General features: G+C 45.0%; 23 protein-coding genes. 4 read left to right on the forward strand and 19 right to left on the reverse strand.

Annotation, left to right across the window (positions count from 1 at the left end):
- Positions 1 to 11: 11 nt before the first annotated feature.
- On the reverse strand, positions 12 to 3,620 hold the full coding sequence (locus ANCC_RS09830) for a pilus assembly FimT family protein (protein ID WP_006566779.1): 3,609 nt from the start codon (positions 3,618 to 3,620) through the stop codon (positions 12 to 14).
- A gap of 154 nt (positions 3,621 to 3,774) precedes the next feature.
- On the opposite strand from ANCC_RS09830, the gene ANCC_RS09835 reads away from it, so the two are divergent.
- Positions 3,775 to 4,188, forward strand: coding sequence for an acyl-CoA thioesterase (locus tag ANCC_RS09835; protein WP_039946546.1), 414 nt, complete (start codon positions 3,775 to 3,777; stop codon positions 4,186 to 4,188).
- Between the two features lie 3 nt (positions 4,189 to 4,191).
- Here ANCC_RS09835 and ANCC_RS09840 read toward each other — a convergent pair whose 3' ends face one another.
- Entirely contained in the window at positions 4,192 to 4,830 is a 639-nt protein-coding gene (locus tag ANCC_RS09840) for a GNAT family N-acetyltransferase (protein ID WP_006566777.1), read from the reverse strand.
- An 84-nt stretch (positions 4,831 to 4,914) separates the two neighbouring features.
- Here ANCC_RS09840 and ANCC_RS09845 point away from each other — a divergent pair, with 84 nt between their 5' ends.
- Positions 4,915 to 5,727 (forward strand): MerR family transcriptional regulator, encoded by an 813-nt coding sequence (locus ANCC_RS09845; protein ID WP_006566776.1) that lies wholly within the window; start codon positions 4,915 to 4,917, stop codon positions 5,725 to 5,727.
- Between the two features lie 3 nt (positions 5,728 to 5,730).
- Positions 5,731 to 6,117: a hypothetical protein gene (locus ANCC_RS09850; RefSeq protein ID WP_006566775.1), complete on the forward strand. Its 387-nt coding sequence runs from the start codon at positions 5,731 to 5,733 to the stop codon at positions 6,115 to 6,117.
- On the opposite strand, the gene ANCC_RS09855 is transcribed toward ANCC_RS09850, so the two are convergent.
- The 17 genes from ANCC_RS09855 to ANCC_RS09935 form a co-directional block, all read right to left on the reverse strand.
- Positions 6,090 to 6,965, reverse strand: coding sequence for a sensor histidine kinase (locus ANCC_RS09855; RefSeq protein WP_006566774.1), 876 nt, complete (start codon positions 6,963 to 6,965; stop codon positions 6,090 to 6,092). The two genes, ANCC_RS09850 and ANCC_RS09855, sit on opposite strands and share 28 nt — an antisense overlap.
- A gap of 19 nt (positions 6,966 to 6,984) precedes the next feature.
- Positions 6,985 to 7,773 carry an ABC transporter permease gene (locus tag ANCC_RS09860; RefSeq protein ID WP_006566773.1) on the reverse strand — a complete coding sequence of 263 codons (789 nt, stop codon included), beginning with the start codon at positions 7,771 to 7,773 and terminating at the stop codon, positions 6,985 to 6,987.
- The gene (locus ANCC_RS09865; protein WP_006566772.1) at positions 7,754 to 8,689 is read right to left on the reverse strand and encodes an ABC transporter ATP-binding protein; all 936 of its coding nucleotides are present in this window, start codon (positions 8,687 to 8,689) and stop codon (positions 7,754 to 7,756) included. Before ANCC_RS09865 ends, ANCC_RS09860 begins: the two co-directional genes overlap by 20 nt.
- Positions 8,690 to 8,786: 97 nt before the next feature.
- Positions 8,787 to 9,470 carry a response regulator transcription factor gene (locus ANCC_RS09870; protein ID WP_006566771.1) on the reverse strand — a complete coding sequence of 228 codons (684 nt, stop codon included), beginning with the start codon at positions 9,468 to 9,470 and terminating at the stop codon, positions 8,787 to 8,789.
- Positions 9,467 to 9,931, reverse strand: a complete 465-nt coding sequence (gene rlmH / locus ANCC_RS09875; RefSeq protein ID WP_006566770.1) for a 23S rRNA (pseudouridine(1915)-N(3))-methyltransferase RlmH — start codon at positions 9,929 to 9,931, stop codon at positions 9,467 to 9,469. Before rlmH ends, ANCC_RS09870 begins: the two co-directional genes overlap by 4 nt.
- Positions 9,928 to 10,419 carry a YbaK/EbsC family protein gene (locus ANCC_RS09880; RefSeq protein WP_006566769.1) on the reverse strand — a complete coding sequence of 164 codons (492 nt, stop codon included), beginning with the start codon at positions 10,417 to 10,419 and terminating at the stop codon, positions 9,928 to 9,930. The genes rlmH and ANCC_RS09880 overlap by 4 nt, the downstream gene beginning before the upstream one ends.
- Positions 10,420 to 10,570: 151 nt before the next feature.
- The gene (locus ANCC_RS09885) at positions 10,571 to 13,342 is read right to left on the reverse strand and encodes an InlB B-repeat-containing protein (RefSeq protein ID WP_156340501.1); all 2,772 of its coding nucleotides are present in this window, start codon (positions 13,340 to 13,342) and stop codon (positions 10,571 to 10,573) included.
- The gene (locus tag ANCC_RS09890; protein ID WP_165353849.1) at positions 13,290 to 13,427 is read right to left on the reverse strand and encodes a hypothetical protein; all 138 of its coding nucleotides are present in this window, start codon (positions 13,425 to 13,427) and stop codon (positions 13,290 to 13,292) included. Before ANCC_RS09890 ends, ANCC_RS09885 begins: the two co-directional genes overlap by 53 nt.
- A gap of 377 nt (positions 13,428 to 13,804) precedes the next feature.
- Positions 13,805 to 14,506, reverse strand: coding sequence for a zinc metallopeptidase (locus tag ANCC_RS09895; protein WP_006566767.1), 702 nt, complete (start codon positions 14,504 to 14,506; stop codon positions 13,805 to 13,807).
- Positions 14,507 to 14,715: 209 nt separating this feature from the next.
- Positions 14,716 to 16,242 carry a S8 family peptidase gene (locus tag ANCC_RS09900; protein WP_006566765.1) on the reverse strand — a complete coding sequence of 509 codons (1,527 nt, stop codon included), beginning with the start codon at positions 16,240 to 16,242 and terminating at the stop codon, positions 14,716 to 14,718.
- Positions 16,243 to 16,372: 130 nt separating this feature from the next.
- Complete coding sequence (locus tag ANCC_RS09905; RefSeq protein ID WP_006566764.1) at positions 16,373 to 17,101, reverse strand: YebC/PmpR family DNA-binding transcriptional regulator; 729 nt, start codon at positions 17,099 to 17,101, stop codon at positions 16,373 to 16,375.
- 8 nt (positions 17,102 to 17,109) lie between these two features.
- Positions 17,110 to 18,060 (reverse strand): hemolysin family protein, encoded by a 951-nt coding sequence (locus tag ANCC_RS09910; RefSeq protein ID WP_009289516.1) that lies wholly within the window; start codon positions 18,058 to 18,060, stop codon positions 17,110 to 17,112.
- Between the two features lie 69 nt (positions 18,061 to 18,129).
- The gene (locus ANCC_RS09915; protein ID WP_006566762.1) at positions 18,130 to 18,477 is read right to left on the reverse strand and encodes a type II toxin-antitoxin system PemK/MazF family toxin; all 348 of its coding nucleotides are present in this window, start codon (positions 18,475 to 18,477) and stop codon (positions 18,130 to 18,132) included.
- Positions 18,478 to 18,594: 117 nt separating this feature from the next.
- Positions 18,595 to 19,761 (reverse strand): alanine racemase, encoded by a 1,167-nt coding sequence (alr, locus tag ANCC_RS09920; protein ID WP_006566761.1) that lies wholly within the window; start codon positions 19,759 to 19,761, stop codon positions 18,595 to 18,597.
- A complete protein-coding gene (locus tag ANCC_RS09925) occupies positions 19,745 to 21,226 on the reverse strand; it encodes a bifunctional ADP-dependent NAD(P)H-hydrate dehydratase/NAD(P)H-hydrate epimerase (protein ID WP_006566760.1) in 1,482 nt (493 codons plus the stop codon). The genes alr and ANCC_RS09925 overlap by 17 nt, the downstream gene beginning before the upstream one ends.
- Positions 21,223 to 21,585, reverse strand: a complete 363-nt coding sequence (gene acpS, locus ANCC_RS09930; protein WP_006566759.1) for a holo-ACP synthase — start codon at positions 21,583 to 21,585, stop codon at positions 21,223 to 21,225. The genes ANCC_RS09925 and acpS overlap by 4 nt, the downstream gene beginning before the upstream one ends.
- Before the next feature lie 16 nt (positions 21,586 to 21,601).
- Positions 21,602 to 22,261 (reverse strand): redox-sensing transcriptional repressor Rex, encoded by a 660-nt coding sequence (locus ANCC_RS09935; protein ID WP_009289511.1) that lies wholly within the window; start codon positions 22,259 to 22,261, stop codon positions 21,602 to 21,604.
- Positions 22,262 to 22,413: 152 nt separating this feature from the next.
- Between ANCC_RS09935 and ANCC_RS09940 the strand changes: the two genes are divergently transcribed.
- Positions 22,414 to 24,324 carry an ABC-F family ATP-binding cassette domain-containing protein gene (locus ANCC_RS09940; protein ID WP_039946544.1) on the forward strand — a complete coding sequence of 637 codons (1,911 nt, stop codon included), beginning with the start codon at positions 22,414 to 22,416 and terminating at the stop codon, positions 24,322 to 24,324.
- Positions 24,325 to 24,367 lie beyond the last annotated feature (43 nt).

Below are 24,367 nucleotides of genomic sequence, written 5' to 3' on the forward strand. Positions count from 1 at the left end.
TCTTCATCCTCTTAGTTCAAGCCGTTATAATAACCATTGATTGTGCGCTCGATCTTAGCATAAAAATCTTTTAGATTTGCTTCCGAAAGCAGCGTCGGATCTACGGTAAAGTTGCTGATCGTAACCTTTTTGCCTTCTTCGGTTCCCGATGCCCTGTAATACTGGGTTCCTTGTTTTTCCACCATCAGAGGAATACCGATTCCCACATTGCCTTCTGTCTGATCCCCAGCAATAAAATAATAACATTTGGATATTTCTGCCTGTTCAAACGGTTCGCCGGCCAGAGGATATTCCAAATCAGAAACACCGAAGCATTGATAAAGTTTTAAATTCTCAGCCGAACCCTTCTTAGAGCCGATCAGTCCGGACATTTTCGTTTTGCCGATCGGAAAGCCATAGTTTCTGCACTGTATTATTTCCATGCTGCCCGATGTAAGGTCTGACTCTCCTATTATGCCTCCTGCCCTGCCTGACTCCAATGCGGCGGCGCTGTTACACCCGAAAATCTCCAGCTTTCCATTTTCTTTGGTCTTTTCTGCCAGTCCGATCATGCCTCCTGCCGTCTCTTTCGGGCTTTGAATCACAACTCCGGGCCTCACAGATGAAATTCTGATCAGCCCCTCTTTTGAAATCCTGCCGATGACTCCCCCTGCTGTATTTCTCTCAGAAGTAATTGTGCAGTCTTTTACATAAGCTCCCTCGATGACCAAATCTTCACCACTGCCGCAGATTCCTCCGGCATTTCCGTATTCGGAACTGATGTTGCCAGTGTTGCCGCTGTCTATAACCGTTGTTCCTTCTGACATCTGTCCGCAGATTCCTCCGGCATCCCCGAAGTCTGCCGTAATATCCGCCTGGTTTTCAAATCCTTTCAGATCTTCCCCGCCTTTCTGGGCTCCGGCAACTCCTCCGACACAGTCTTTTCCATAAATAAATCCTTTGATTTCAGAGAAATTTCGGATCTTTCCTTTCTGTTCATTGTAGCCTGTAATCCCACCGATATAGGTATCCCCGGCTACATATGCCGTAACTTCTGTCCTCTTGTCATTTTCAATCAGCCCGTTATTGTAGCCTGCAATACCGCCGATCTGGATACCTAATGCTCCATATTCCAGCAGAAGTTTTTGTATCTTCTCTTTGTCTTTTTCCTCTGTCTGCATCTGAGACGTACAGTTTTGTATTTTCCCGGTATTCAGACCGGTAATTCCTCCTGCAAAGAGCTCATTCGCCGTCACAAGTCCCTTGTTCGTCCAGTTTTTGAGAACCGCTTTTGACGTGTATTCTTCTTTATTGACAATAAAATTGTTAAGATTAACATCCTGATTGAGTATATCCGAGATTTTCCCCTGCACGCTGCCGTTCACCCCTGTGATTCCTCCCACATACTGGCTTCCGATCACATTTGCGAAGTTTGCAGAGCCGTCTCCGTCCATAACAAGCTCTGTATCTATGGCACCTGAATTCTCGATCTTCATATGGAATCCGGAGATGCCTCCCACGTATCTCCTGCCTGCCACAAAGGACTTTTCATCCTCTTTTCCGGTGCTGCATTTCGTGATGATGCCGTCATCATTGAGACCGACGATTCCTCCTACGAAGTCGCCCTTCAGCTGATAATTTTTCGCCGCTTCTCTAAGCTTTTCTTCCTCCTCTTTTGTCAAAACAGGAACACTTAAGCACTTCTCAATGGATGACAGCCTGTTGTATCCGACAATTCCGCCGATACACTGTCCGGTTCCCGTCACATAGCCATAATTTTCGCACTCTTTGACAGAAATACTCTGCACGTCCTCCGGTTTAGACGGATCTTCTATACAGATGCCGTTTAAATATCCGACAACGCCTCCCACAAACTTTTCTCCTTCAACCCTGGCGCTGTTTTTCAGAGAATCGTAAGTCCTCATGGTACCTACTAAGATCAGCTTCTCCGTTCCTGTATCCAGGGGTTTCCCTGTGATATCACTTCCTGTGATGCCCCCTACAAATTTTTTCCCTTTGACCGTGCTCTTTTTATCCACAGAAATATTTTTCAGTGTCCCGTAGTTGACTCCGCAGACTGTTCCCACATAGTCAGTTCCCTGGGAAGATATCTGTTTCAGTAACATATTCCTTATCGTACCTTCATTGACTTCAAATAATCCGGCCGGAGTTTTCTGGTCCTTCGCTCCGAATTTAAATGACTGAACAGCATAGGACTGGTCATTTTCATCCATCCCCTGCAAGGTATGTTTCTTATTCAGTTTACTTGCCGAAGGAAAAGGGATCCCCTCCTCCGTCTCTGACAGCTGTTTCGTCTTCTCAAAAAGGAAACCTCCTGCCGCCATGCCTTTCTCTCCGTTCCAGAAGATGCCGCCTGTCTGGCGGTATAAAACCGTATCATCCGGCGCATCTTTCTCCTCAAACCTAAGATTGAAAAGATGCCTTGGGTTTTTAAGGTCATAAATTTTTGTGCCGTCCTTCTTTGCCTCTTCTTTGGCAAAATATGAGTGTTCTGTATTGGTCTGCTCCCACTGGCTGGGCCGGTATCCGGTTCCTGAGGCCTGCATTCTTGCATACATGGGACCCGCTGAAAATCCCAGTCTGCGTATGCTGTATGTGCCGTCATAATCCGGCGATTTCTCGTTTACCTGAGATGCGGCTTCTAAATCTGCTGCATCCAGAACGAGGATCATCTTCCCTTTCTTTGAGATATAACCCATAAATTTCAAATCTTTTTTTGTCTCTGTAACCTTCTCGTCTTCATCATAAAATGAAACATCACTGGTCAATGTAAGCTCTTTATCCCTGCCTTCTTCCTTCAGAATGGTCTCCGCCTTATCGAGATCGTTGATCTTGAAGGAACACACAAGCCGGTTGTCCGCTGCATCGTAAAGTTTTATGTCATATGCAAGGCCCAGTGCAGAAGCCTGATATGCGTCTTCCAACTCCCATCGGATAGAAAGCGTCTCTTTGTTGACCAGCTCAAGGCTTTTGAAAACTGACCCCTCCATCGGCTCCGGCGTGGAAGAGACAGAATCCACTCCGTAGTAGCCTACGAGCCGGTCATAACGGTCATTTCTGCTCCTGCCGCTGATATCCGCGCTTCCCTCACCGCCTTTGGACTGGGTATTTCCGTAGTAAAAACTCTTTGCTTTGTCTGAATAACAGACTCCCAGAGCCGTCCCTTCGTCGGGGTCAAACTCGACGCAAAAAGACGCATTTAATACATCTGCGTCATATATATACGGCGCAATCATCTCATATACCGTCTTTTTAGCCCCTTCGTAATCCGTCCTTTTTTCGCCTTTTTGAAAGAAAAAATAATACATGCCCTCAGCATCGTCGGGAACCGGAGCGCCTTCGTCGATCATTTTCCCATTCAGGCGGTTATCTTTATACTCTGAACCCGAAAGTTCTTTGGACAGTTCATCCAGACTTCCGCCTGCTTTTGCATGGGCCATGGAAGACTGAAGTGCCGTGAAAATCGTCTGTGCATATTCATTGTTCTTTTTGAACGCAGAGTGCTTCTGATAGGCTGCAATCCCTCCTCCGGCGATAGCCAGAAGAATGGCGAAAATAACCAGCACCGCCATCAGCTCTACCAATGTATATCCTCTGTTGTCTCTCAGCCTGTTTTTCATAGAAGCTCTCCCTGCTTTCTTTTCTGCTTTCTGTTTCTTTTATGATACAATATAAATCTAAGAAATTCAACGATTCCCGCAAAGATGGGTTAGACATGTCAGGATGTTTTATTATATACTGATAGAATTGACAAAGCTAAGAAAGGATGATTTTATGTACACATCAAAAATCGTTGTAAGATACGCGGAAACTGATCAGATGGGGATTGCCCATCACAGCAACTATCCTGTCTGGTTTGAGGTAGCAAGAACTGATTTTATTAAGGCCTCAGGAATCAGCTATTCAGACGTGGAAAAAGCCGGCATTATCACTCCACTTACCGGCCTTACGGTCAGGTATAAACAGGCCGCTTTTTATGAAGACGAACTTTCCATCCATATAAAACTGACAAGGCTTACACCGGTGCGCCTGGAATTCTCCTATGAAGTCATCCGGGAAAATCCCCGTGCCCTGATCGCCACCGGCACCACTTCTCACGGGATGGTCAGCAAAGACCTGGTGCCGGTCAATGTAAAGAAAGAACATCCAAAAATCTACCGGATGTTTGAGGAATGTATGGACAATTAGAGTTCAGACCATGCGTTTGTCTTCCTGTTCAAATAAAAAGAATTTCATTTTGGCAGGCCTGCTGCGGACAGTGAAAATATGGGTATGTTCCCTGCACTGGTTCATACCCTGATGTTCATAAAATCCGAAATTACAGCTTGTGTCTGTAAACAAATAATAACTTTGAATTTCTTCATGTTTCATATAGGTTTTTATATTTTGGAACAATACTTTTCCGACTCCACGGCCCCGAAATTCAGCATCAACAGCAAAAAACGTAATCTCTCCCTGATAATTCTTCCCACTGTCCTTTAATAATTTTTTATCTATCCCGCTTATACATCCAAACATCTTAATCACCTGTCTTCCCTCTCCGGATAACAGCAGAGAGAGTATGGATGTAATCTGCTTCACACGGTATTTAAACGGACATTTGTGTTTGTTCAGATTTTTCCCCATAATTACTCCGACCGGCATTTCATCTGCCAGGGCTACTTGTGCAAAAGTCTGGCTGCAGAGGCAGCTGTAAAGAAAAACTTTTGCCAATTTAGATGCTGTCGCAGGCCCTGTAAGTTCATCGTATTTCCATGCTTCTCTGATAATGTTCTCCAACGCTCTGCTGTCTCTGTCCCGGTATTCCCTTACCCTGATTTGCTTTTTCATCTGATTCCTCCTATTCTAATAAAACTGATTGGTATATAATTACCTTAAAGTATTCAGTAAGTGTAAAGTCAAGGAGGAACTATCATGAATCGCCGCTCAATAAAGCTGACAACTTCACAGTTTGCAAAAATCCACGGACTCAACAAACGGACTCTGCACTATTATGATACGATCGGTCTGTTCTCACCGCACTATAAGGGAGATAACAATTACAGATACTATGATGACTCACAGAGTATTCAATTAGAATATATCCGTATGCTGAAAGAATTAAATATGAGCATTAAAGAAATAAAAGAATATCTGAACCATCCGAACCAAGCAGATTTTTTACGTATTGCAGACACAAAACTAAAAGAGATCGGCTGTGAGATCAGGCGGCTGAAAAAAAGCAGACAAATTCTTCTTATGAAAAAGAAACAGCTGGAATTATGCAGTCAGATAAAAAACAGAGAAATCAGGATCATAGAGTGTGAAGAAGAATATCACCAAAGGATCTCTTTTGCTTTTGGTGATGAGGATATTGAACAAATATACGCTCAGATTAAAAATTTCTGGGACACGAAAGACTTTATTATGGGCATTGGAAGTTTTATCTCCACTGAAAAGATTAAGCAAAGGAAGTTCGATTCCTATGACGGTCTTTTTACTCCGGCACCAAAGAACAGCAGCAACGATATATTTAAAAAACCGGGCGGAACTTATATATGCGGATTTTTTACGGGTGATTGGGACGGCCTTCCGGAATTCTATGAGGAAATCATAGCATTTGCAGAAAAACACCATTTAACACTAACGGGATACGCATATGAAACCGGGCTCAATGATTTTGTGATTTCCAGTGCAGACGAATACATTACACAGATCATGATACAGGCAGAAAATGAAGAGGAGTAAGACATGAAATTAATTCTATTTCTTATCATTATAGGCGTGAAATCCTTAATCACAAAAGCGGCCGCACTGGGACTTCTTTTTTTGATCTTTTTTATGAAAGACAGAGCTTTATGCTTTGCTCCAAGCAGATGGATCTGGTTTATTTTCGGTCTGCCGAAAAAACAGATCAAGACATACGCTGTTTTTCTTTACACCGTATCGGCATTGCTGTCGACGGTTTTTATGTGGTATGCCTTGTCATTTGCAGGATTCCGATACGCATCCGCCACTGCAGTCCTTATATTTTTCGCCGGGTTTGCTGCACGCGGCTTTCAATTTTATAAACTGTGGAATCGTTATATCCTGGATGAATGGAACAAGTATCATCCGTCAGAAGGAAGTTCGACATAGATCCACAGCCAGCCTTCCTTTTTTCCTGCCCTGGCAGTTCCTCCCATCTGTTCTGCCAAAAGTTTTACAATAGCAAGGCCCATACCTCCAGGCCGGCTTGTTGATCGGTCTTCCCTGTAAAACCGGTCAAACAGACGATCCGGGTCTGCTGTTGCCGTTGTTTGGTTTCCAAAGGAAAAAACCGCTCTTTTCGTTTTTTCAACTCTGACCACAGCATTGGAATCTGCATAAGCAAGACAATTACGGATCAAATTCTGAATAATTCTGATGAGCATTTCCCTATCCGCTTTTGCATAGACCGGATCTGTCTCCTCCATTCGGATGGAAAGTTCATGTTCTTCCAGCAGCGGAACCATTTCCGCAACGCATTCGGCAATCAGGGCTCCCAGGTTAATCCGTTCATATTTTGGCTCTGACTGCTTATAAGAATAAAGAGAATACTCAAAAAATTGTTCGATCATCTTTCCCAGTTCATCCGCATGTTTCTGGGCGGTCCGGAGTCTTTCTCTCTGTCCTTCCTCCGCTAGTGTTGCCATGAGCAGCTGCTGGTATCCCTTGATTGCCGTCAAAGGTGTTCTGAGATCATGGGATAAGTCGGCTATCATTTCCTTCTGCTCTTTTTCCCTGCTCACAGTTTCCTCCCGCAGTTTTTCCTCACTTTTTAAACACCGGTTCATATTTCCCGCAAGTCTTGTAAGCCCGGAATCTATGAATTCCAGGCTTATTGGCTGTCTCGTATTCTCTTCTCTGCGTTTTTCCAGCTGACGGTTTATTTGATTGATCTGCTTCCGGAGTAAAATCACATATCCAGCCAGAAACAAAATCACCGCTGACAATATAAAAACCATCTGTATATCTCCTGTTTGTTTATTTTATCTCGGCTCTCCTGAAAATGAACATGGCCGCCAAGATCATCAGGATGGCAAAGCCGGCTCCGGTTCCGACACTCTTCAAAAACATTTCCGGTTCTGCGTCCATAGAAAGCCGGGTTAAATTTTCAAGATGAAACGGCGTCAGACTAATCATTTTTTCAAATACTTTGTTTCCTCCTGCCTGAAGCATTCCACAGGCCATTGAGACCAGATATCCGATCCCGATGACCGGCACCGGCCTGCGGAAAATAAACGCCAGAGGAAGACAAATGCTCAGCTGTCCCGCGTAGACCACACATACCGACGCCGTGATCCCAAGAATTTTAAGTGCAGAATACAGTGTGAGTGCATTTCCCGATTCTCTGCAAATCAACGTAAGAAACACAGACGGGATATACAGCTGATACTGGCTGTCTATAAAAAATGACGCGGCCATAACAGCGAAGTACGGAAGAATCAATAGAAAAATAATCAAAAAATAAGAAAATGCTTTCCCCAGAACCAGCTGACTCCTTCCGATGCCTCCGGACACTGCATCCTGAACGGTCTTATTTTCAAAATCTCCGCAGAGAAACATTCCCGCGGCCACGGTTCCCAATAGAGCCACCATCTGAGGATCTGCCAGAAAAGAGGCATTGCCGGCGGCGTTCATGCCAAGAGTACCGTCCCTGAACAGACGGGCCACGATGACCATGAGGACTGCTCCTGCCCCGGAAATCAAAAATAATACTTTTAAAGCCATTGATTTTTTAAACTTTAGCATATCAGCCCTTAAAACATTCATTATCCTGACCGCCCCCTATCACAGATACAAAATAATTTTCCAAACTATCACCTTCTACGGAAAATCCCTTCACTGTCAATCCGTTCTGATATAATGTTTCCGCGACCTGTTCCTGCCGGTCCAGGTAATCATACAGCTTTACAGAACCGTCCGGCATCACCTTATAGTTTGAGGTATGAAGGCTCTCTTCCAAAACCGCAGCCAGCTTAGATGTGTCCGCACACCGGACCCTGATATGACGCTTACATTTTTCTTCCAGTTCTTCCTGGTTCAGAGTTTTTACTACTCTTCCTTCGTGGATGATAATATAATCTGTAACCGTCTGGTAGAGTTCCGGCAGATTATGGCTGGAAATCAGGATCGTTATATGATTTTCCCGGCACAGTTTTATCAAAAGGCGGCGGATTTCCACCACGCCGAGCGGGTCCAGACCATTAACGGGTTCATCTAAGATGAGCAGTTCCGGAGTGCCGATCAGTGCATCTGCGATACCCAGTCTCTGCTTCATACCCAGAGAAAAATCCTTTGCTTTTTTCTTCCCTGCCTTAGAAAGACCTGTCAGTTTAAGCAGTTCATCTTCAGTTTCCTCGTTTGGTATTCCCTTTAAGACTCTGCGTACTCTCAGGTTCTCTTTTGCATTCATGTTTCCGATAATACCCGGATATTCGATCATACAGCCGATCCGCTTCCGTTCCTCCTGCAGGGCTTTTTCACCCCCGCGTCCAAACAAAGAGATACTTCCTTCTGAGGGGAAGCTGAGCCCTGCCACAAGCCGCATCAGTGTGGTCTTTCCGGCTCCGTTCCGGCCGATCAGCCCATAAATTTTCCCAGACTCAAGTTTTACTGAGACCCGGTCAAGTGCACGAAAACTGCCGAAATCTTTCGTCAGATTTTCTGTCTCCAATACATAATTCATGTTTCTCACCTGTCCTTTCCTTTTGTAAGTACAGTATATCTGTCAATCGTAAAGAAAAGGTTAAGTTCATACGATCAATGGTAAAGAATTTGTGGGTTTATTCCTTGTACATCCGATATCCAATGCCCCACACCGTTTCAATATACTGTTCTAAGGGACTGGCCTTTTTTAATTTATTTCTTAGATTGCTTATATGAGTTTTTACTGCGTTGTCATCCCCCAAATATTCATCTTCCCATACCGTCTCGTATAAATTTGCTTTTGTGTAGACCTTCTTCGGGTGCTCCATCAGCAGCTGAAGGATCGCGTATTCCTTTGCGGTAAGTTCCAGATCCTGTCCTTCCAGCAGCACACTCTTTGCATCTTTTGACAGTATCAGGTCTCTATACTGAAGTGTCTGTTCTTTGACTTTGGAAGAACTCTGCCGCCTTAAATTCGACAGGACCCTGGCCTCTACCTCTCCCAGGTCAAAAGGCTTCGTAATATAGTCGTCGGCCCCCAGCTTTAAGAGATCGATCTTTGTTCCCACCATGTCCTTTGCCGAAATGACGATCACCGGTATGTCTGAAAATCCTCTCAGTTCCCTCAAAACCTGATCTCCGCTTTTATAGGGCAGCATCAGATCCAGGAGTACCAGGTCATAGCTCTTTTCTCTCAACTTTATAAGCCCGTCCGTTCCTGAAAAAGCTGCCTCCGGCTGATAGCCGGACTCCGTGAGAAATTCTGACAGCATCCGGCTGACATCCTGATTGTCCTCTATGATCAATATTGACTCCATCATTCCTCCTTCCTCCCTGCCGCGTATACGAGCTGCTCCAGAAGGATCAGCCGCATCAGCTGATGCGGAAATGTCATTGCACTGAAGCTCAGCTTAAAAGCCCCCTTCCTCTGGACCGCACTGCAGAGACCCAGAGATCCTCCGATGACAAACGCAACCTCCGTATCCCTCTGCCTGTTCCATTTTTCCCACTTATGCCTGAGTTCATCGGAAGTCATTTGTTTTCCGTCAATACAAAGCGGAATCACAATACTTCCTGCTGGAATCCGCTTTAAGATCCTCTCGCCCTCGATTTTCCGGATGCGATCCTCCTCTTTCTCACTGGCGCCGTCAGGTGTTTTTTCATCTTTCAGCTCAATAATCTCCAGACGGCAGCTCCTGTTCAGTTCTTTTACACAGCGCTCAATCAGTTTTCTTACATATGGCTCTTTTATCTTTCCTACACAGATAACCTTTACGTTCATTTCCCGTCTCCCTCGGCCTTTGTCACATCCACCCACTTTACGGCCTTTGCATATTCAAAGAGTTCTTCGGGTTTGAGCTCAATCGCAGAATTTGAGCTGCCGCATGCCGGAAAAACTGTCTCAAAGCGCTTCAGTGACTCATCTAAATATACTTTTGTCCCCTCCGGATTTGCAAACGGGCAGACGCCGCCCCTCTCATGTCCGGTAAGCGTTTTTACATCGTCTCCTCTCAGCATCTTTGCCTTTAATCCGAACATCGTTTTATATTTTTTATTGTCGATCTTTACGTCTCCGGCGGTTACCACAAGGATACAGCTCCCGTCCGGCCCGTAGAAGGATAACGTCTTGGCGATTCTCGCTTCTTCCACACCCAGGGCTTTTGCCGCCAGTTCTACCGTAGCGCTGGAAGCTTCAAACTCTCTCACTCTGTCAGCCCTATTAAATTCATTTAAATAATTTCTGACCTCTGTTACAGACATGTCACTCATCCTTTCTCTTCCTGAATACTCATTCTTTACTATTTTAAGCTTTCTTTATCCGGTTGACAAGTTTTGCTTTTCGTGATCCGTGCACCCGGCCTTTTTCCGAAACAAAAGAAAACAGCCGGGTTTATTTCTCCCGGCTGTCCACTCTTATATTCTATTGTATTCTCTTTTTCATAAACAAACAGAATGCTGCTCCCGTCAATCCTGCCACGCATCCAAAAATCCACGGCATTTTATGTTCATCCCCAGTCTCTGCCGTACGGTTTTCTTTCGTGTCTCTGCCAATTTCCCGGTAATTCCAGCTCCCTGTCTCTCTCTTTTTCTTTGGTTTCTTCACTGTCGTCGTCTCAGTAGTCTTTGTATCGGCAGGCTCTTTTTTCCACTTAGCTTTCAGTGTCACACTCTGATGGACCGGCATATCAAAGTCCCATTTTATTTCTTTTCCATCTTCATCTGTGTAATACCAGCCTTCAAACACATACCCATCTTTTCCAGGCTCCTTCGGTTCCACCGCTGTTCTACCTCCCACAATGATCTGATCCTTTGGATAATAGTCTCCCCCGTCCGGGTCAAAGGACACCGTGTGGTCTCCGGTCAAAGTGACCGAAACTACTGCCCCGGTCCGGTCTTCCAGAGAAAATGTGAGCCTGAAGGTTCCTGTGACTCCTCTGGTCTTTGCCTCATTGATTTCTTTTAACTGTCCCTCATCCACCCTGGCATTCACACTGTTTCCATGAATGTCTTTTCCTTTCACTTTGCAGAAATTTCTGATCTCTTCTTCACTGAAGCCTTTTCCTCCAGTCGGCTGAACAGTGTCATTGGCTCCAAGACTTCCCCTCTGTGTCCCGTCTTCTGTGCTCCGGACCTGATCGGTTCCCCTGTCTCTTAAAAACACATGGATAGTAATCCCTGTTCCGGCCGGTGTCTCTATGTACAGCAGAAAGTCTCCGGTCTTCCCGTTCATCTTGGCTTCATTGACCGCTTTGACCTGGTCTTCATTTGGAAATATTAAATCGGCTCTGTCGATTGCTTCCCCGCTGCCGTTGAAAGCCGTGACATCTGATAAGTCTTTCAGCTGTTCCTTTGTAAAGGCGTCCCCTCCGGTCTTACTGATAATATCAAGCCCCTTGATCTGTTCCCCGGTCGTCTCATTAACGCTTGTCTCATCATAGACTTTCAGCACCACTTCCACCGTGGCTTTCTTACCGTCGGGGGATGTAAAGGTCAGTTTAAATGTTCCCCCCTTCCCCAAGGTTTTCGCTTTATTAATTGTTTCTAACTGACCGGCATCTGGTGTGAACTCATCCTGGGGATAGGTCGTTCCCTCTTTATTTTTCCCCTGGACCTGAGCCAGTCTCCGTACATCTTCTTCACTGAATGGTTCCCCTCCGGTGTCCTGCCGGAAATTATCCGCTCCGATGGTCGGTTCCATCCGTTCTGGATTGATCTGGGCTGCATCGGTTCCTTCTCCCTTCAGGTATACGTTCACTGTTGTCTCAGTCCCGTTAGGCGTCGTAAAGGTCAGAGGAAACTCCCCGGTCTTTCCTGCAGTCTTTGCAGCATTGATTGCCTGAATCTGTTCTTCCTTCGTAAAGGTTAAATCGGATGTATCAAAATCAGTTCCGGTTTCATCCTTTCCGGTTACTTTGGTCAGTCCTTTTAACTGTTCTTTCGTAAATCCTTCTCCGCCAGTCTTGCTGATCACATGGTTGGCTCCGATCTGGTCCTTGGTGTCTTTTTCGATCTCATTGGTGTCACGGTATGGTCCGAAATAGACCATCGTATAAAATTTCCCCACTTCAATGGCTGTCTCTTCTTTAAATGGTGTCCCCTCTACAAATGTATAATCTTCCTCTGAAGTTCCGTCCTGTATGTATCCCTGAAATCCAAAATCCGGAGATGCAGTTACATTGGAGACTTTACCGTTTCCTCCTCCGGAACCGATACCCGGCATACTAGTTGTTTTATCTCCGATAGCTTTTACGACCGTATCTCCGCCGCTGATTTTAATATCTTTGACCTCCATACTGCCCTTGCCGTCTGTTCTTCCATACTTTGCAGCCCCAATTCCCGGAGCGTAGGCACCACCTGTAGCTTTTACACTTCCGCCAGTAATATAAATTCCTTCTACCTTTGTTCCGTAACCTCCTCCAATTCCTGCTCCATACGTAGTCCCTTTTGCCTCAACGATGCCTCCGGAGATTCTGATATTCTTTGCATGTTCTCCTCCCACTGCTTCTGTCTCACATGCTGCGCCAATTCCGCAGGAGTGAAGTCCGCCCATAGCGGTTATATTTCCTCCTTTAATCGTGAAATTTGAAAACCCCGCATCTCCCGGAATCTTAACTCCTCTTAAAGTACTTCCAATGGCACAAAGATCTAGATGCTCTTCCTTTGCTTTTGCATATAGAGAACCACATGAATTATCACATTTATGTCCGGCTTTTTCTGCATCCTGACATTGAATCGTTAACTGTCCGTCCATCCCGTCCTTTGCTAAGGCACAGCCCGCATAGGTAAAATCTCCGCTTGATTTATTGCCTGAATTACAAAACAGCTGGTTTTTTCCAATCAAAGTTATTGTTACATATGCATGTGATACGTTAATGCAGTCATATTGTGAACATGTAATATTGACGTTATCTAAGGTAATCTCGGTTTTCACATCTTTTTCTACTTTAACACTATGTTCTGTTGTAGTACCTATAATCCAATATCCCTTTGAATTCAGCCGCGTTTCATCTTCCTCCAGGCCTCCTCCAACAGCTCCATCTTTTGTGATGCGAATGTCACCTTTGCTCACATCCAAAAGTGTCTGCCCATTTTCTGCAGACTCTCTTGTCTTGTTTTTGATCTGCTCGTCCGGGATTACCTTATGAATTCTGGAAATACCCCCCCCCGGATTTTCCAGCCATTTCCTCCTCATGAGCCTTCAGAACAGTTCCTGCTCCGGTCCCCATGGTCACGATCAGAGAAACTGCGGCCAGACATCTCATCCATTGCTTTTTCATTGTTCTCTCCATCCTTTCTTCTGCCCTCAAGTGCACTCTTTTTCGGGCGTTTATACTTTGACTTTATAAGAACTTTGGATACAGAGAATAGTTAGATTAAAAAATGTATGACATTTTCTACACGATTTCCGTTCGGCTCTTAGAATGCCTCACTCCAATCGTGTAGAAAATGGACATATTATCTGCTGGAGCAGGCTGCTTAGAAATCAAAGGTGCCACCTGCGATAGTTTTTCTCCATTGTCGGAATGAGGCCTGTTAAGAGCCGACTGGAGATAATGGAGAAAAACTCATAAGTCATTTCCCAAAAACAAAAATAAGGATCTGAAATAAGTACTTATTTCAGATCCCCGCCTATTTAAAAAAGCTCACTAAAATTTTAATCGTCCCTGCCGCCGCCAAATAAAATCACCAGACGCAGCAAACTCAAAATAGCTGCTGCCGCAGAAGCTACATAGGTCAATGCTGCCGCAGACAATACCTTTCTTGTGTCTTCCACTTCATCTTCATACATCATCGCAGAGTCTTTCAATACTCTCAGCGCACGACTGGATGCATTGAACTCTACCGGGAGAGTTACTAACTGAAAAATTACGGCCAATGAAAACAGGAGTATCCCAATATTCAGGAGTGTCTGATTGGCCCCCATAATGATACCCAAAATAATGAAAATCCAGGAAAGATTAGAACCGATATTCGCTACCGGTACAAGACTTCCGCGGAGTTTGAGCGGTGCATAAGCTTCTTTGTCCTGCATAGCATGACCGCACTCGTGGGCCGCTACGCCGATAGCTGCTACTGATGTGGCATTATAAGTAGCGTCAGACAGTCTCAATACCTTGCTTCTTGGATCGTAGTGATCGGTCAAATTGCCGGATACACGCTCTACTACTACATCATAGATTCCCGCATAATTCAAAATTTTCGCAGCCGCCTGTGCCCCAGTCAGCCCTGAATGGCTGCGTACCTTTGAGTACCTCCTAAAAGCCGAATTCATCTTAGCAGATGCCGCAAGCGTAATAATAACACCTATTATGATCAAAATATAAGTCGGATCAAAAAATCCATACATCGGAAACATAAGTCATCCCTTCCTCTTCAAAAAGTTTATCTTTTCTTTACAATATCATGCATTATATCTTTAAGCAGTTATAAAATCAATAGATTTTATAGTTATTTTAGAAAAAATCACAGGATGTTCACAAAGGAATTTTGTCCTGTCTTCTTTCATTGAATCCCAAAGGATTAAGGTTATTAGTATCTCATAGGAGATCAAAATCCATACAAAGTTTACTTTCTGATTTTTATTGTCTTCACTTTGCTGTAACTGCTGTAAATTTTCCTGCCTCCGGCTGTCTTATAAGACCGCATGCGGACCCAATATTTTTTGTTCTTTTTCAGCCTGGAAACCGTTTTCTTTATCTGGTTTTTCTTTATCATATATTTTTTATATTTCTTAAATTTTGAATTGGGCGCTATATAGATCTCATAACCGCTTGCTCTTTTATCCTTTTTCCAGCTGAGACTTAATTTCTTCTTTTTTATATTCTTAATGCTGAGTGAAGGGCGCTTCGGAGAAACATTGATCGTGATATTTTTAGAAGCACTGCTGTAAATACCTGATTTAGGAACAGATACTCTGATCACAGCCCTGCCGGTTCCCCTGATGGTCACCTTCCCGCTGCCATTGACAGAAGCCACTTTGTCATTGCCAGATTTATAAGACAAACTCCCGGAGCCCGCAATTTCAGCATTAAGGGTAAACGGCTTCGTCCCATAGGACTTCTTGTAAGATGACGTCCCTGAAATCTTCCGTGGGATATAACTTCTTCCGTACTTTGCTTTCTGCACAGCCGTCAGAGGCTGAATGATTCCATATCCATAGTGCTTATCATACCCTTTGTTTCCTGCGTCCATTGCCGTGGATGTAATGATGTCTGCACATTCTTTTGCCGTCAGGGACGGGTTGGCCTGAAAGATCAGCGCCGCCACCCCTGCTGCATACGGTGTCGCCGCACTGGTCGTGCCTCCCGGTGCAGAAATGTCAACCCGGTTATTATAGGTTGATGAGGCATCCGTGTATTTTCGGGTTTTGGAAGAATAATTCAGAGCAGAGACAGACAGTACATTCCGATAAGACGACGGATAGCGGTATTCCTCTTTTCCTTTGTTGCCTGCTGAGGCAGCAAATAATATACTATTTTTGGATTTGGAATATGCTTCATTTATCGCTGCTTCCATCTTAGCATCATATATAGTATCACTAAGACTCATGCTGATTACCCTGCATTTTTTATCAGCAGCATAACGAATACCTTCCATCACTGATTTTGAATAGGATGACTGTGAACCATTTGCATCTACCTGTATCAGATACAGATTCACATTATATGCAACTCCAGCGCTGGCATACCGGTTGTTGCCTGCGGCTCCCAATATTTTTGCCACAGAAGTTCCATGGCTGTATTTCGTAATCTGTCCTTTTCCTCCCCGTTTTGTAACTGCATTGTAGCAGCCTTTTATATTTCCTTTCAGTTCTTTGTCATTCACGTCAAAACCGCCGTCCATGACCGCAACATTCACTCCCTTTCCGGTTGCATAATTCCATGCCGTCAGCCCCGGTCCGGCCAGTCCCATCTGAAAAATACTGTGATATTTATGCTTATTAGACTTATACCTGGCACTGGAAATCTCCGTATCATTGGTAAAACAATCACTTCTGTTCGTTCTTTGATAAAAATTTCCTGGGTTGTGCAGCGAGGTACCTATCATAAGTATCATTGCTGCCAGAATCAGAAAATGTCCATTTTTCCGCATAAATCCTCTCTCCTTTCTGTCTGTAAACAGGAAGTATCTGCATGATATATTATTCTTTCATTATATCATAAAAAGACCCTTCATCATGGCATAAATGCATGATGAAGGGTCTCTATTTGGTCTGTACAGTCTATTCGTCCCAGTTATGCCAGACATCCTGGACGTCATCGTCTTCTTCCAGCAAATCCAGCGTCTTCTGCAGATTCTTGATATCATCCTCAGAAGCAAGCTCTACCATAGTGTTCGGAATCATGGTAACTTCCGCACTGGCCATCTCGATGGATTCTGCTTCCAGGGCCTCCCTGACTTTAGAAAAATCATCCGGGTCCGTAACGATCTCATAGCTGTCTTCCTCTGCGGCAAAATCCTCTGCTCCCGCATCCAGCGCAGTCATCATAAGATCATCCTCATCCATCTGACAGTCCTCTTTTGCGATAATGATCTGTCCCTTTTTTTCGAAATTGTAGGAGACGCAGCCCGGTGTTCCAATGCTTCCGCTTCCCTTTGTAAAAGCACTCCGGACATTGGAAGCCGTCCTGTTTTTGTTGTCTGTCAGAGCCTCTACGATAATCGCGACTCCGCTCGGGCCGTATCCTTCATATGTAATAGACTCGTAGTTGACGGCATTTGCATCGCCTGCAGCTTTTTTAATGCTTCGGTCAATGGTATCATTGGGCATATTGTTGGCCTTTGCCTTAGCGACAATATCGCGGAGCCGGCTGTTATTTTCCGGGTCCGCCCCGCCTTCTTTTACCGCCACAGCAATCTCTCTTCCGAGTTTGGTAAAGATCTTGCCTTTTTTCGCGTCATTTTTTTCTTTTTTGTGTTTAATATTCGCAAATTTACTGTGTCCTGACATAACTGTATTTACTCCTTCTCTGAATCATTTTCTTCTTTTTTTGTACGCTTTTTCTCCACTTTTACCTGTTTGATCACATTGTCGTGAATATCCACGGATTTAAAAGACCATCCTTCATAAATAATCTCTACTTCTTCTCCCTGTTCCGGAAGATGACCCAGCTGGTCTACCAAAAATCCGCTCAGCGTTTCAATCTCTTCTACATCAAACTCGATGTCTAATACTTCTTCGATCTTTTCGAGTCTCGTGCTTCCCCGCATCAGGAAAATATCGGCCCAGCCAAGCTTTGTGATCTCCCTGTCTTCCACATCATACTCATCGAGGATATTTCCAACGATCACTTCCAGCATATCTTCCATGGAGACAATACCTTCTGTCTGACTGTATTCGTCCACAACGATCGCCATATGGATCTTTTTTGTCTGCATTTCCTGAAACAGCACAGACAGATTCATGGTCTGGTGAACATAGAACGGCTCCCTGGCAATCTCATAGAGTTCCAGGTCTTTATTATTTATATAGGCGTCAATCACATCCTTGAGATACAGAACACCAATGATATGATCGATATCCTCCTCATAGAGAGGAAATCTTGAATATGGCTCATCCAGCATAAAATGAAGGGCTTCTTCCAAAGACATGGTGCAGTCGATCCCATCGATCTTCTTTCTGGAAGTCATGACATCGGTTACATCTTTGTCTCCGAACTCAAAAATATTGGTGATCATCTTGGCTTCATCTTCCAAAATGGCCCCCTGCTCATGCCCCTGGTTGACAATGTTCATGATCTCTTCCTCATATTCATTGTCATTATCGTCATCCGCTTCCCGCTCTGTCTGGTCGGTCTGCTTACCCTTGGGCTTATTTTTGCGTTTCGTTCCAATTATGTAGCCGAAGACGGCACCTAATACCAATGTAAGCAGCGGTATCAGGATCATCGCGGCACTTAAATCTTCCATATACATCTCCTTTATTCATCAGTCGTAATAAAATATACCATTTTACGAAGAAAAGGTCAATCTGTCCATCTATGTATCAAGACTTAAACTGATCTTTAATGCCTTGTCAACTTTCTCCAATATAGAACTGTTCAGATGACAGACCTTTTCTCTCAGCCGGCTTTTATCGATCGTCCTGATCTGTTCCAGCAAAATAACCGAATCTTTTTCCAACTGGCATTTCCTGCAGTCCACCGGCACATGGGTCGGAAGTTTTGCCTTGTTCATCTTGCTCGTGATCGCTGCGCAGATGACCGTGGGACTGTATCGGTTGCCCGCGTCGTTCTGCAAAATAATGACCGGGCGGACGCCTCCCTGCTCTGAGCCGACAACAGGCCTCAAATCTGCATAAAAAATATCTCCTCGCTTAATTACCATAAGCCTAATCACTCTCCATCTCTTTCATAATAGTTTATGAAGAGTATTGACATTTCTTTCAGAAGTATTCAACTTAATCCTATTTTCCAGACGATTTCCGTCCGGCTTTAGAATTTCTCAGTCTTCCAGATAGTCCACTGCCTCTTTTGCCTTCCCGTCCTGAAAGTATACTCTTGGAACTCTTTTTCCGATCCCGCAGACAAATTCATAGTTAAAGGAACCGGCCAGATCTGCCGCCTCTTCCACCGAAATGTTTTTATCTCCCTCTGTCCCTACCAGGGTAACCCGGTCCATGACGCTGACTCCTTCAATATCGGTCACGTCCACCATGAACTGATCCATGCAGATCCTTCCTATGATCGGCGCATACTGTCCCCGGATTATGACCCTTCCCCTGGAAGACAAGGCCCTCGGATAGCCGTCAGCGTAACCTACCGGTATCGTCGCGATTCTGGTCTTTCTGTCCGTAACGAACGTGGAGCCATAGCTGACTCCTTCTCCCGGCCCCACTTCTTTTACATGGATCACATGACTGATCAGGGAAAGTGCCGGCTTTAAATCAATGGCTGACTTATCCACTTCCTCGGAGGGATACAGCCCATAGGTGATGATGCCGGAACGGACCATATCCATACGACATTCACGGAGGTCCATAATGGCTGCGCTGTTGGAGACGTGCTTGACCGGGATCTCGATCCCTTTTTCCTCAATCTTTGAGACAAACTGATCAAACAGTTCCTTCTGGTATCTGGCCGATGTCTTGTCCTCCTCGTCCGCACATGCAAAGTGCGTAAAAATTCCCTGAATTTTAATATTAGGAAGTTTTTGAATACGCTGTACCTGCCCGACCGATTCCTCCGTGGGCTTAAAACCAATCCGGTTCATTCCGGTATCCACTTTGATATGTATCCTGGCTTCCTTCTTCATTGTAACTGCAAATTTAGAGATCGCCTCCGCCATCTCATAAGAAAATACCGTCTGTTCAATTTCATGCTGGATCAATGAAGCATACTGATATTCCGAAGTATATCCGAGAATTAGGATCGGTTTTGTGATTCCCTGTTTTCTCAGAGCGATCCCTTCCTCAATGATCGCCACCGCAAAACCGTCGACGCCGATCTTATTCAATGCCTTCGCCACCGGGACCGCCCCGTGTCCGTAGCCATCGGCTTTGATCACCGGCATAATCTTTGTATCCGGCCCCACAAGTTTTTTTATCTCACTGATATTATGGCAGACCGCATCCAGATCAATGGCTGCGTATACCCTATAATACTGATTCATCGCTGATTCCTCCTAAAATACTGCTGATTGACTCAATGATGTCTGATGCCAGCATGCTGTTGTGTCCAGAAATTTCTGCGGCATGGTCTCCTGCAAGCCCATGGATATAGACACCAAGGGCGGCAGCCTCAGAACATTCCATGCCTCTCCCTAGGAGGCTTGCGATCATGCCGCTTAAGACATCGCCGCTCCCCCCTGTGGCCATTCCGTTGTTTCCGCTGCTGTTATAATAAACAGGCCGGCTGCCTGACACTACAAGCGTTGCCGCATCTTTCAGCACAACAGTGGCGCGGAATCTGTCCGAAAGCTTCTGTCCCGCATCCGTCAGAGTTTCTTTCACCTGCTCTGCGGATATTCCAAGGAGCCTTGCAGCTTCCAGAAGATGCGGTGTGAAAACGCACCCTCCCGGATGATCGATCTCCATTCCATAACGGCTGACCGTATTCAGGCCGTCCGCATCCAGCAAAAGAGGCTTCGTTCCGCGCTGTAAAACTTCTTCTAATAATTCTTTGGTCCGCTCTGAGACTCCCATTCCGGGTCCGAATAAGATACAGTCACACCATTCGAGGGCATCTTTTACATCCTCATATGTCCCGAACAGCACTTCCGGAAGCATGGACTGCAGAATCGGACGGTTGGCTTCGCAGGAGATCACCTTTACCAGTCCGCTGCCCATGCGCAGGGCACTCTTTGCCGAAAAATAAGCAGCCCCAGACATCGTCTCATTTCCTGCTATGATCAGGACTTTTCCATAGGTGCCCTTGTGAGAATCCGCAAAACGGCCCGGAAGTCTTTCTAAATCTTTCCTATCGTATGTGAAGCCCCCTGCATGTTTCTTCAAAACAGAATCAAAGAAACCGATCTTTTCTACATACAGCCGGCCCGCATATTCTTTTCCCGGATAGAGCAGATGTCCTGCCTTGGGACCGCCGAAGGTCACCGTAGCGTCTGATTTTACGGCGCATCCGAGGACTTTTCCCGTATCCCCGCTGATTCCGGAGGGAATATCGACTGACATGACTTTAGCTCCGCTTCCATTAATCCTTTCCACAGCAGTACGGTATGTCCCCGATACCTCTCTGGAAAGGCCTACGCCAAACAGTCCTTCCAAAATCCAGTCATAATCCTCATAATCTATCTCTTCTTTTTGCTCATATCCAAGCCGTGCAAGGATATCGTACTGCGTCTTTAAGTCTGCGGATGCCTGAGACAGATCCCCTACGACTGTAAAATCCACTGAATACCCTTCTTCCAGAAGGATTCTGGCCGCAGCCAGCGCATCTCCCCCGTTATTTCCGCATCCTGCCACAGAAAGTATCCTGTTATTTTTTCTGACTGTTTCCATGAGCCTTCGGGCAATTTTTTCGCTGGCCCTCTCCATCAGCACCAGGCCAGGAATCCCTATCTTCTGTATGGTCTCCTTATCAACATCCTGCATTTCCTGATTTTTTAAAACATATTTCATAGACACTCTCCTATGACAAAAGCCTGTGCCAGCCCCCCTGTGTTCGTAACCGACACATGAAATTTCGTAATCTTCCTATCTGATGCCATTTTTTCGGCTCTGCCTGTGAGTTTCACATAAGGTGCTCCTTTTGAATTCCGAAACACTCCGATCTCATAGGGCTCCAATCCGAAGAAGCCGGTTCCAAATACCTTGGAAACGGCTTCTTTAACTGCAAAATTACCAGCAAGAGTCGTACTGTTTAAACCTGCGCATGCCAGTTCCTCTTCTGAAAAAATCCGGCTCAGGCGGTTCTTTCTCTCCACCATCTTCTGTACCCGCCCGATTTCTATCAGGTCAGTTCCTATACCGACAATCATGGCGTTCCTCCCGTCTTTACTCCGCGCCTTCGCTGTCTTCCCTGCTGTGAATATTGTAAGTCAGCGTCATGAGGCTTTCTGCCAAATGGACATTCTCCACGGTCACACTGTCCGGCAGCGTGAGATCCACAGGGGCAAAGTTCCAAAATCCTTTGATGCCCCACGATACAAGATCTTTGGCAATCTTCGGCGCCTGGTCCTGCGGAAGCGTGAGGGCTGCAATCTTGATCTCATGATTCTTTATAAACTCTTCCATATCGTCAATATCGTGCACTTCCACTCCGTGCACCGTGATGCCGATCAGCTTCGGATTCACATCGAACAGCGCAATCACCTGAAAACCAATGCTGTTATTGTTAAAATCCTGATAATTGGCCAATGCCTGCCCCAGATTGCCGGCACCGACGATGATCATCTGATTGCTTTTGTCAAGTCCCAGAATCTTTCCGATCTCCACGTAAAGATTTTCTACATTGTAGCCGTATCCCTGCTGCCCGAAACCTCCAAAATTATTCAGGTCCTGCCGGATCTGGGATGCAGTTACTTTCATCCTCTCGCTCAGCTCTTTGGATGAGATCCTCGTAATATTTTTTGCTTTCAAAGCCCCCAAATAACGGTAATATCTAGGTAATCTCTTTATAACTGCCGGTGATATATTCTTATCCATTGATGACATTATTACCCTCCCACTTATTTTATTAACTACTCAAATTAAATAAATTATATAAGATTGTCTAATATCTGTCAAACTTTTCAGTGCGTTTTTTCAGAAATTATGTTATGCTTATAAAGAATTTTTACAGCTTAGAAATTTTGAAGGAGTGCACTATGGTTTTATCTTGTCAGAATATACATAAAACATTTGTCGACCAGGAAGTCCTGAAAGGAATTTCCTTTCATATCAATGAAAAGGACCGGCTTGCCGTCATCGGCTTAAACGGTGCCGGAAAGTCCACCCTGCTCAAGATCATCATGGATCAGATGACACCCGATGACGGGGAGATCCACAAAAAGAAGGACGCCGATATCGGCTATCTCGCACAGCATCAGGACCATACTTCTTCCCGCACCATTTATGAAGAGCTTTTGACCATAAAACAGGATGTGATCGAACTGGACAAAAAACTCCGCTCTCTGGAGCATATGATGAAGCATTTAAGCGGCACAGAGCTCGAAGAAAAGATGGAGGAATACACCAGGGCCACTCATTTATTTGAACAGAAAAACGGTTTTGCTTATAAAAGTGAGATCACAGGAATCTTAAAAGGACTCGGGTTTCAAGAGGAAGACTTTCAAAAAAAAATCGAGACTCTGTCCGGAGGACAAAAGACAAGGGTCGCTCTCGGAAAACTCCTGCTGATGAAGCCAGAGATCCTTCTCCTGGATGAGCCTACCAACCATTTGGATGTAGATTCGATCCAGTGGCTGGAAACCTATTTAAGCCACTATGAGGGCGCTGTCATCCTGGTCTCCCATGACCGGTATTTCCTGGACAAGATCGTCAACAAAGTCATGGAGATTGAGTCGGGGCACGCGATGCTCTTTGACGGCAACTACACTTCTTTTATTAAAAAAAGGGATCAGGTAAAGGCAATCCGCTTGAAGGAGTACGAAAACCAGCAGCAGGAGATCCGTCACCAGAAGGCGGTCATTGAAAAACTAAAACAATTTAACCGGGAAAAATCCATCCGCCGGGCAGAGAGCCGTGAAAAGATGCTGAACAAAATTGATGTGATCGAAAAGCCTGTGGAAGTCGACGGAAAAATGCGCTTTGCCATCGAACCGTCGGTGATCAGCGGAAACGATGTCTTAACGGTGGAACATCTGGAAAAAAGTTTCGGGCCGCATATGCTGTTTTCCGATATAAATTTTGAAATATTCCGCGGTGAGCGCGTGGCATTGATCGGCGCCAACGGAACCGGCAAGACTACGATGTTAAAAATCATCTGCAAACAAATGGCCAAAAACAAAGGACTGATTAAGCTCGGTTCCCAAGTTTCCATCGGATATTACGATCAGGCACAGGACAACCTGCATCCGGATAAGACAATCTTCGAGGAGATATCTGATTCCTTTCCGGAACTGACCAACACAAAAATCAGAAATACACTGGCTGCTTTCCTTTTTAAAGGAGAAGATGTCTTTAAACTTGTTTCTTCCTTAAGCGGCGGTGAAAAGGGACGGGTATCTCTTGCGAAACTTATGCTTTCCCATGCCAATTTTCTGATTCTTGATGAGCCTACCAACCACCTGGACATTCACTCCAAAGAAATCCTGGAATCCGCCCTGTCCCAGTACACAGGCACGGTTCTTTACGTGTCTCACGACCGCTATTTTATCAACAAGACAGCCACAAGAATTTTGGAACTCTCTTCGAAAGACGGTCTGCACTCTTATCCGGGCGACTACCAGCACTATCTTATCGAAAAGGAGAAGGAAGGCACGAAAAAGGTACAGAACGCTGAAACTGAGTCTGTATCCGATACGAAGCTGAGCTGGCAGAAGCAAAAGGAAGAAGACGCAAAGCGTCGGAAAAGAGAAAACCGCCTGAAAAAAATAGAACAGGAAATCGAGGAACTGGAAGCGGAAAGCACAAAGCTTGACGAAGAAATGTGCCTGCCGGAGAACGCAGTCAACACAAAGAAGCTGCTGGAACTCTCCGCTGCCAAAGTCCGGAATGAGGAACATCTGGAAACCCTTTATGAAGAATGGGAGACCCTGTCAGAAGAAACCGAGTAAAAATGCCATGGTATTTTTACAAAAATTTGTTATAATAGACTAA

This window comes from Anaerostipes caccae L1-92 (genome assembly GCF_014467075.1).
GTDB classification, from domain to species: Bacteria; Bacillota; Clostridia; order Lachnospirales; family Lachnospiraceae; genus Anaerostipes; species Anaerostipes caccae.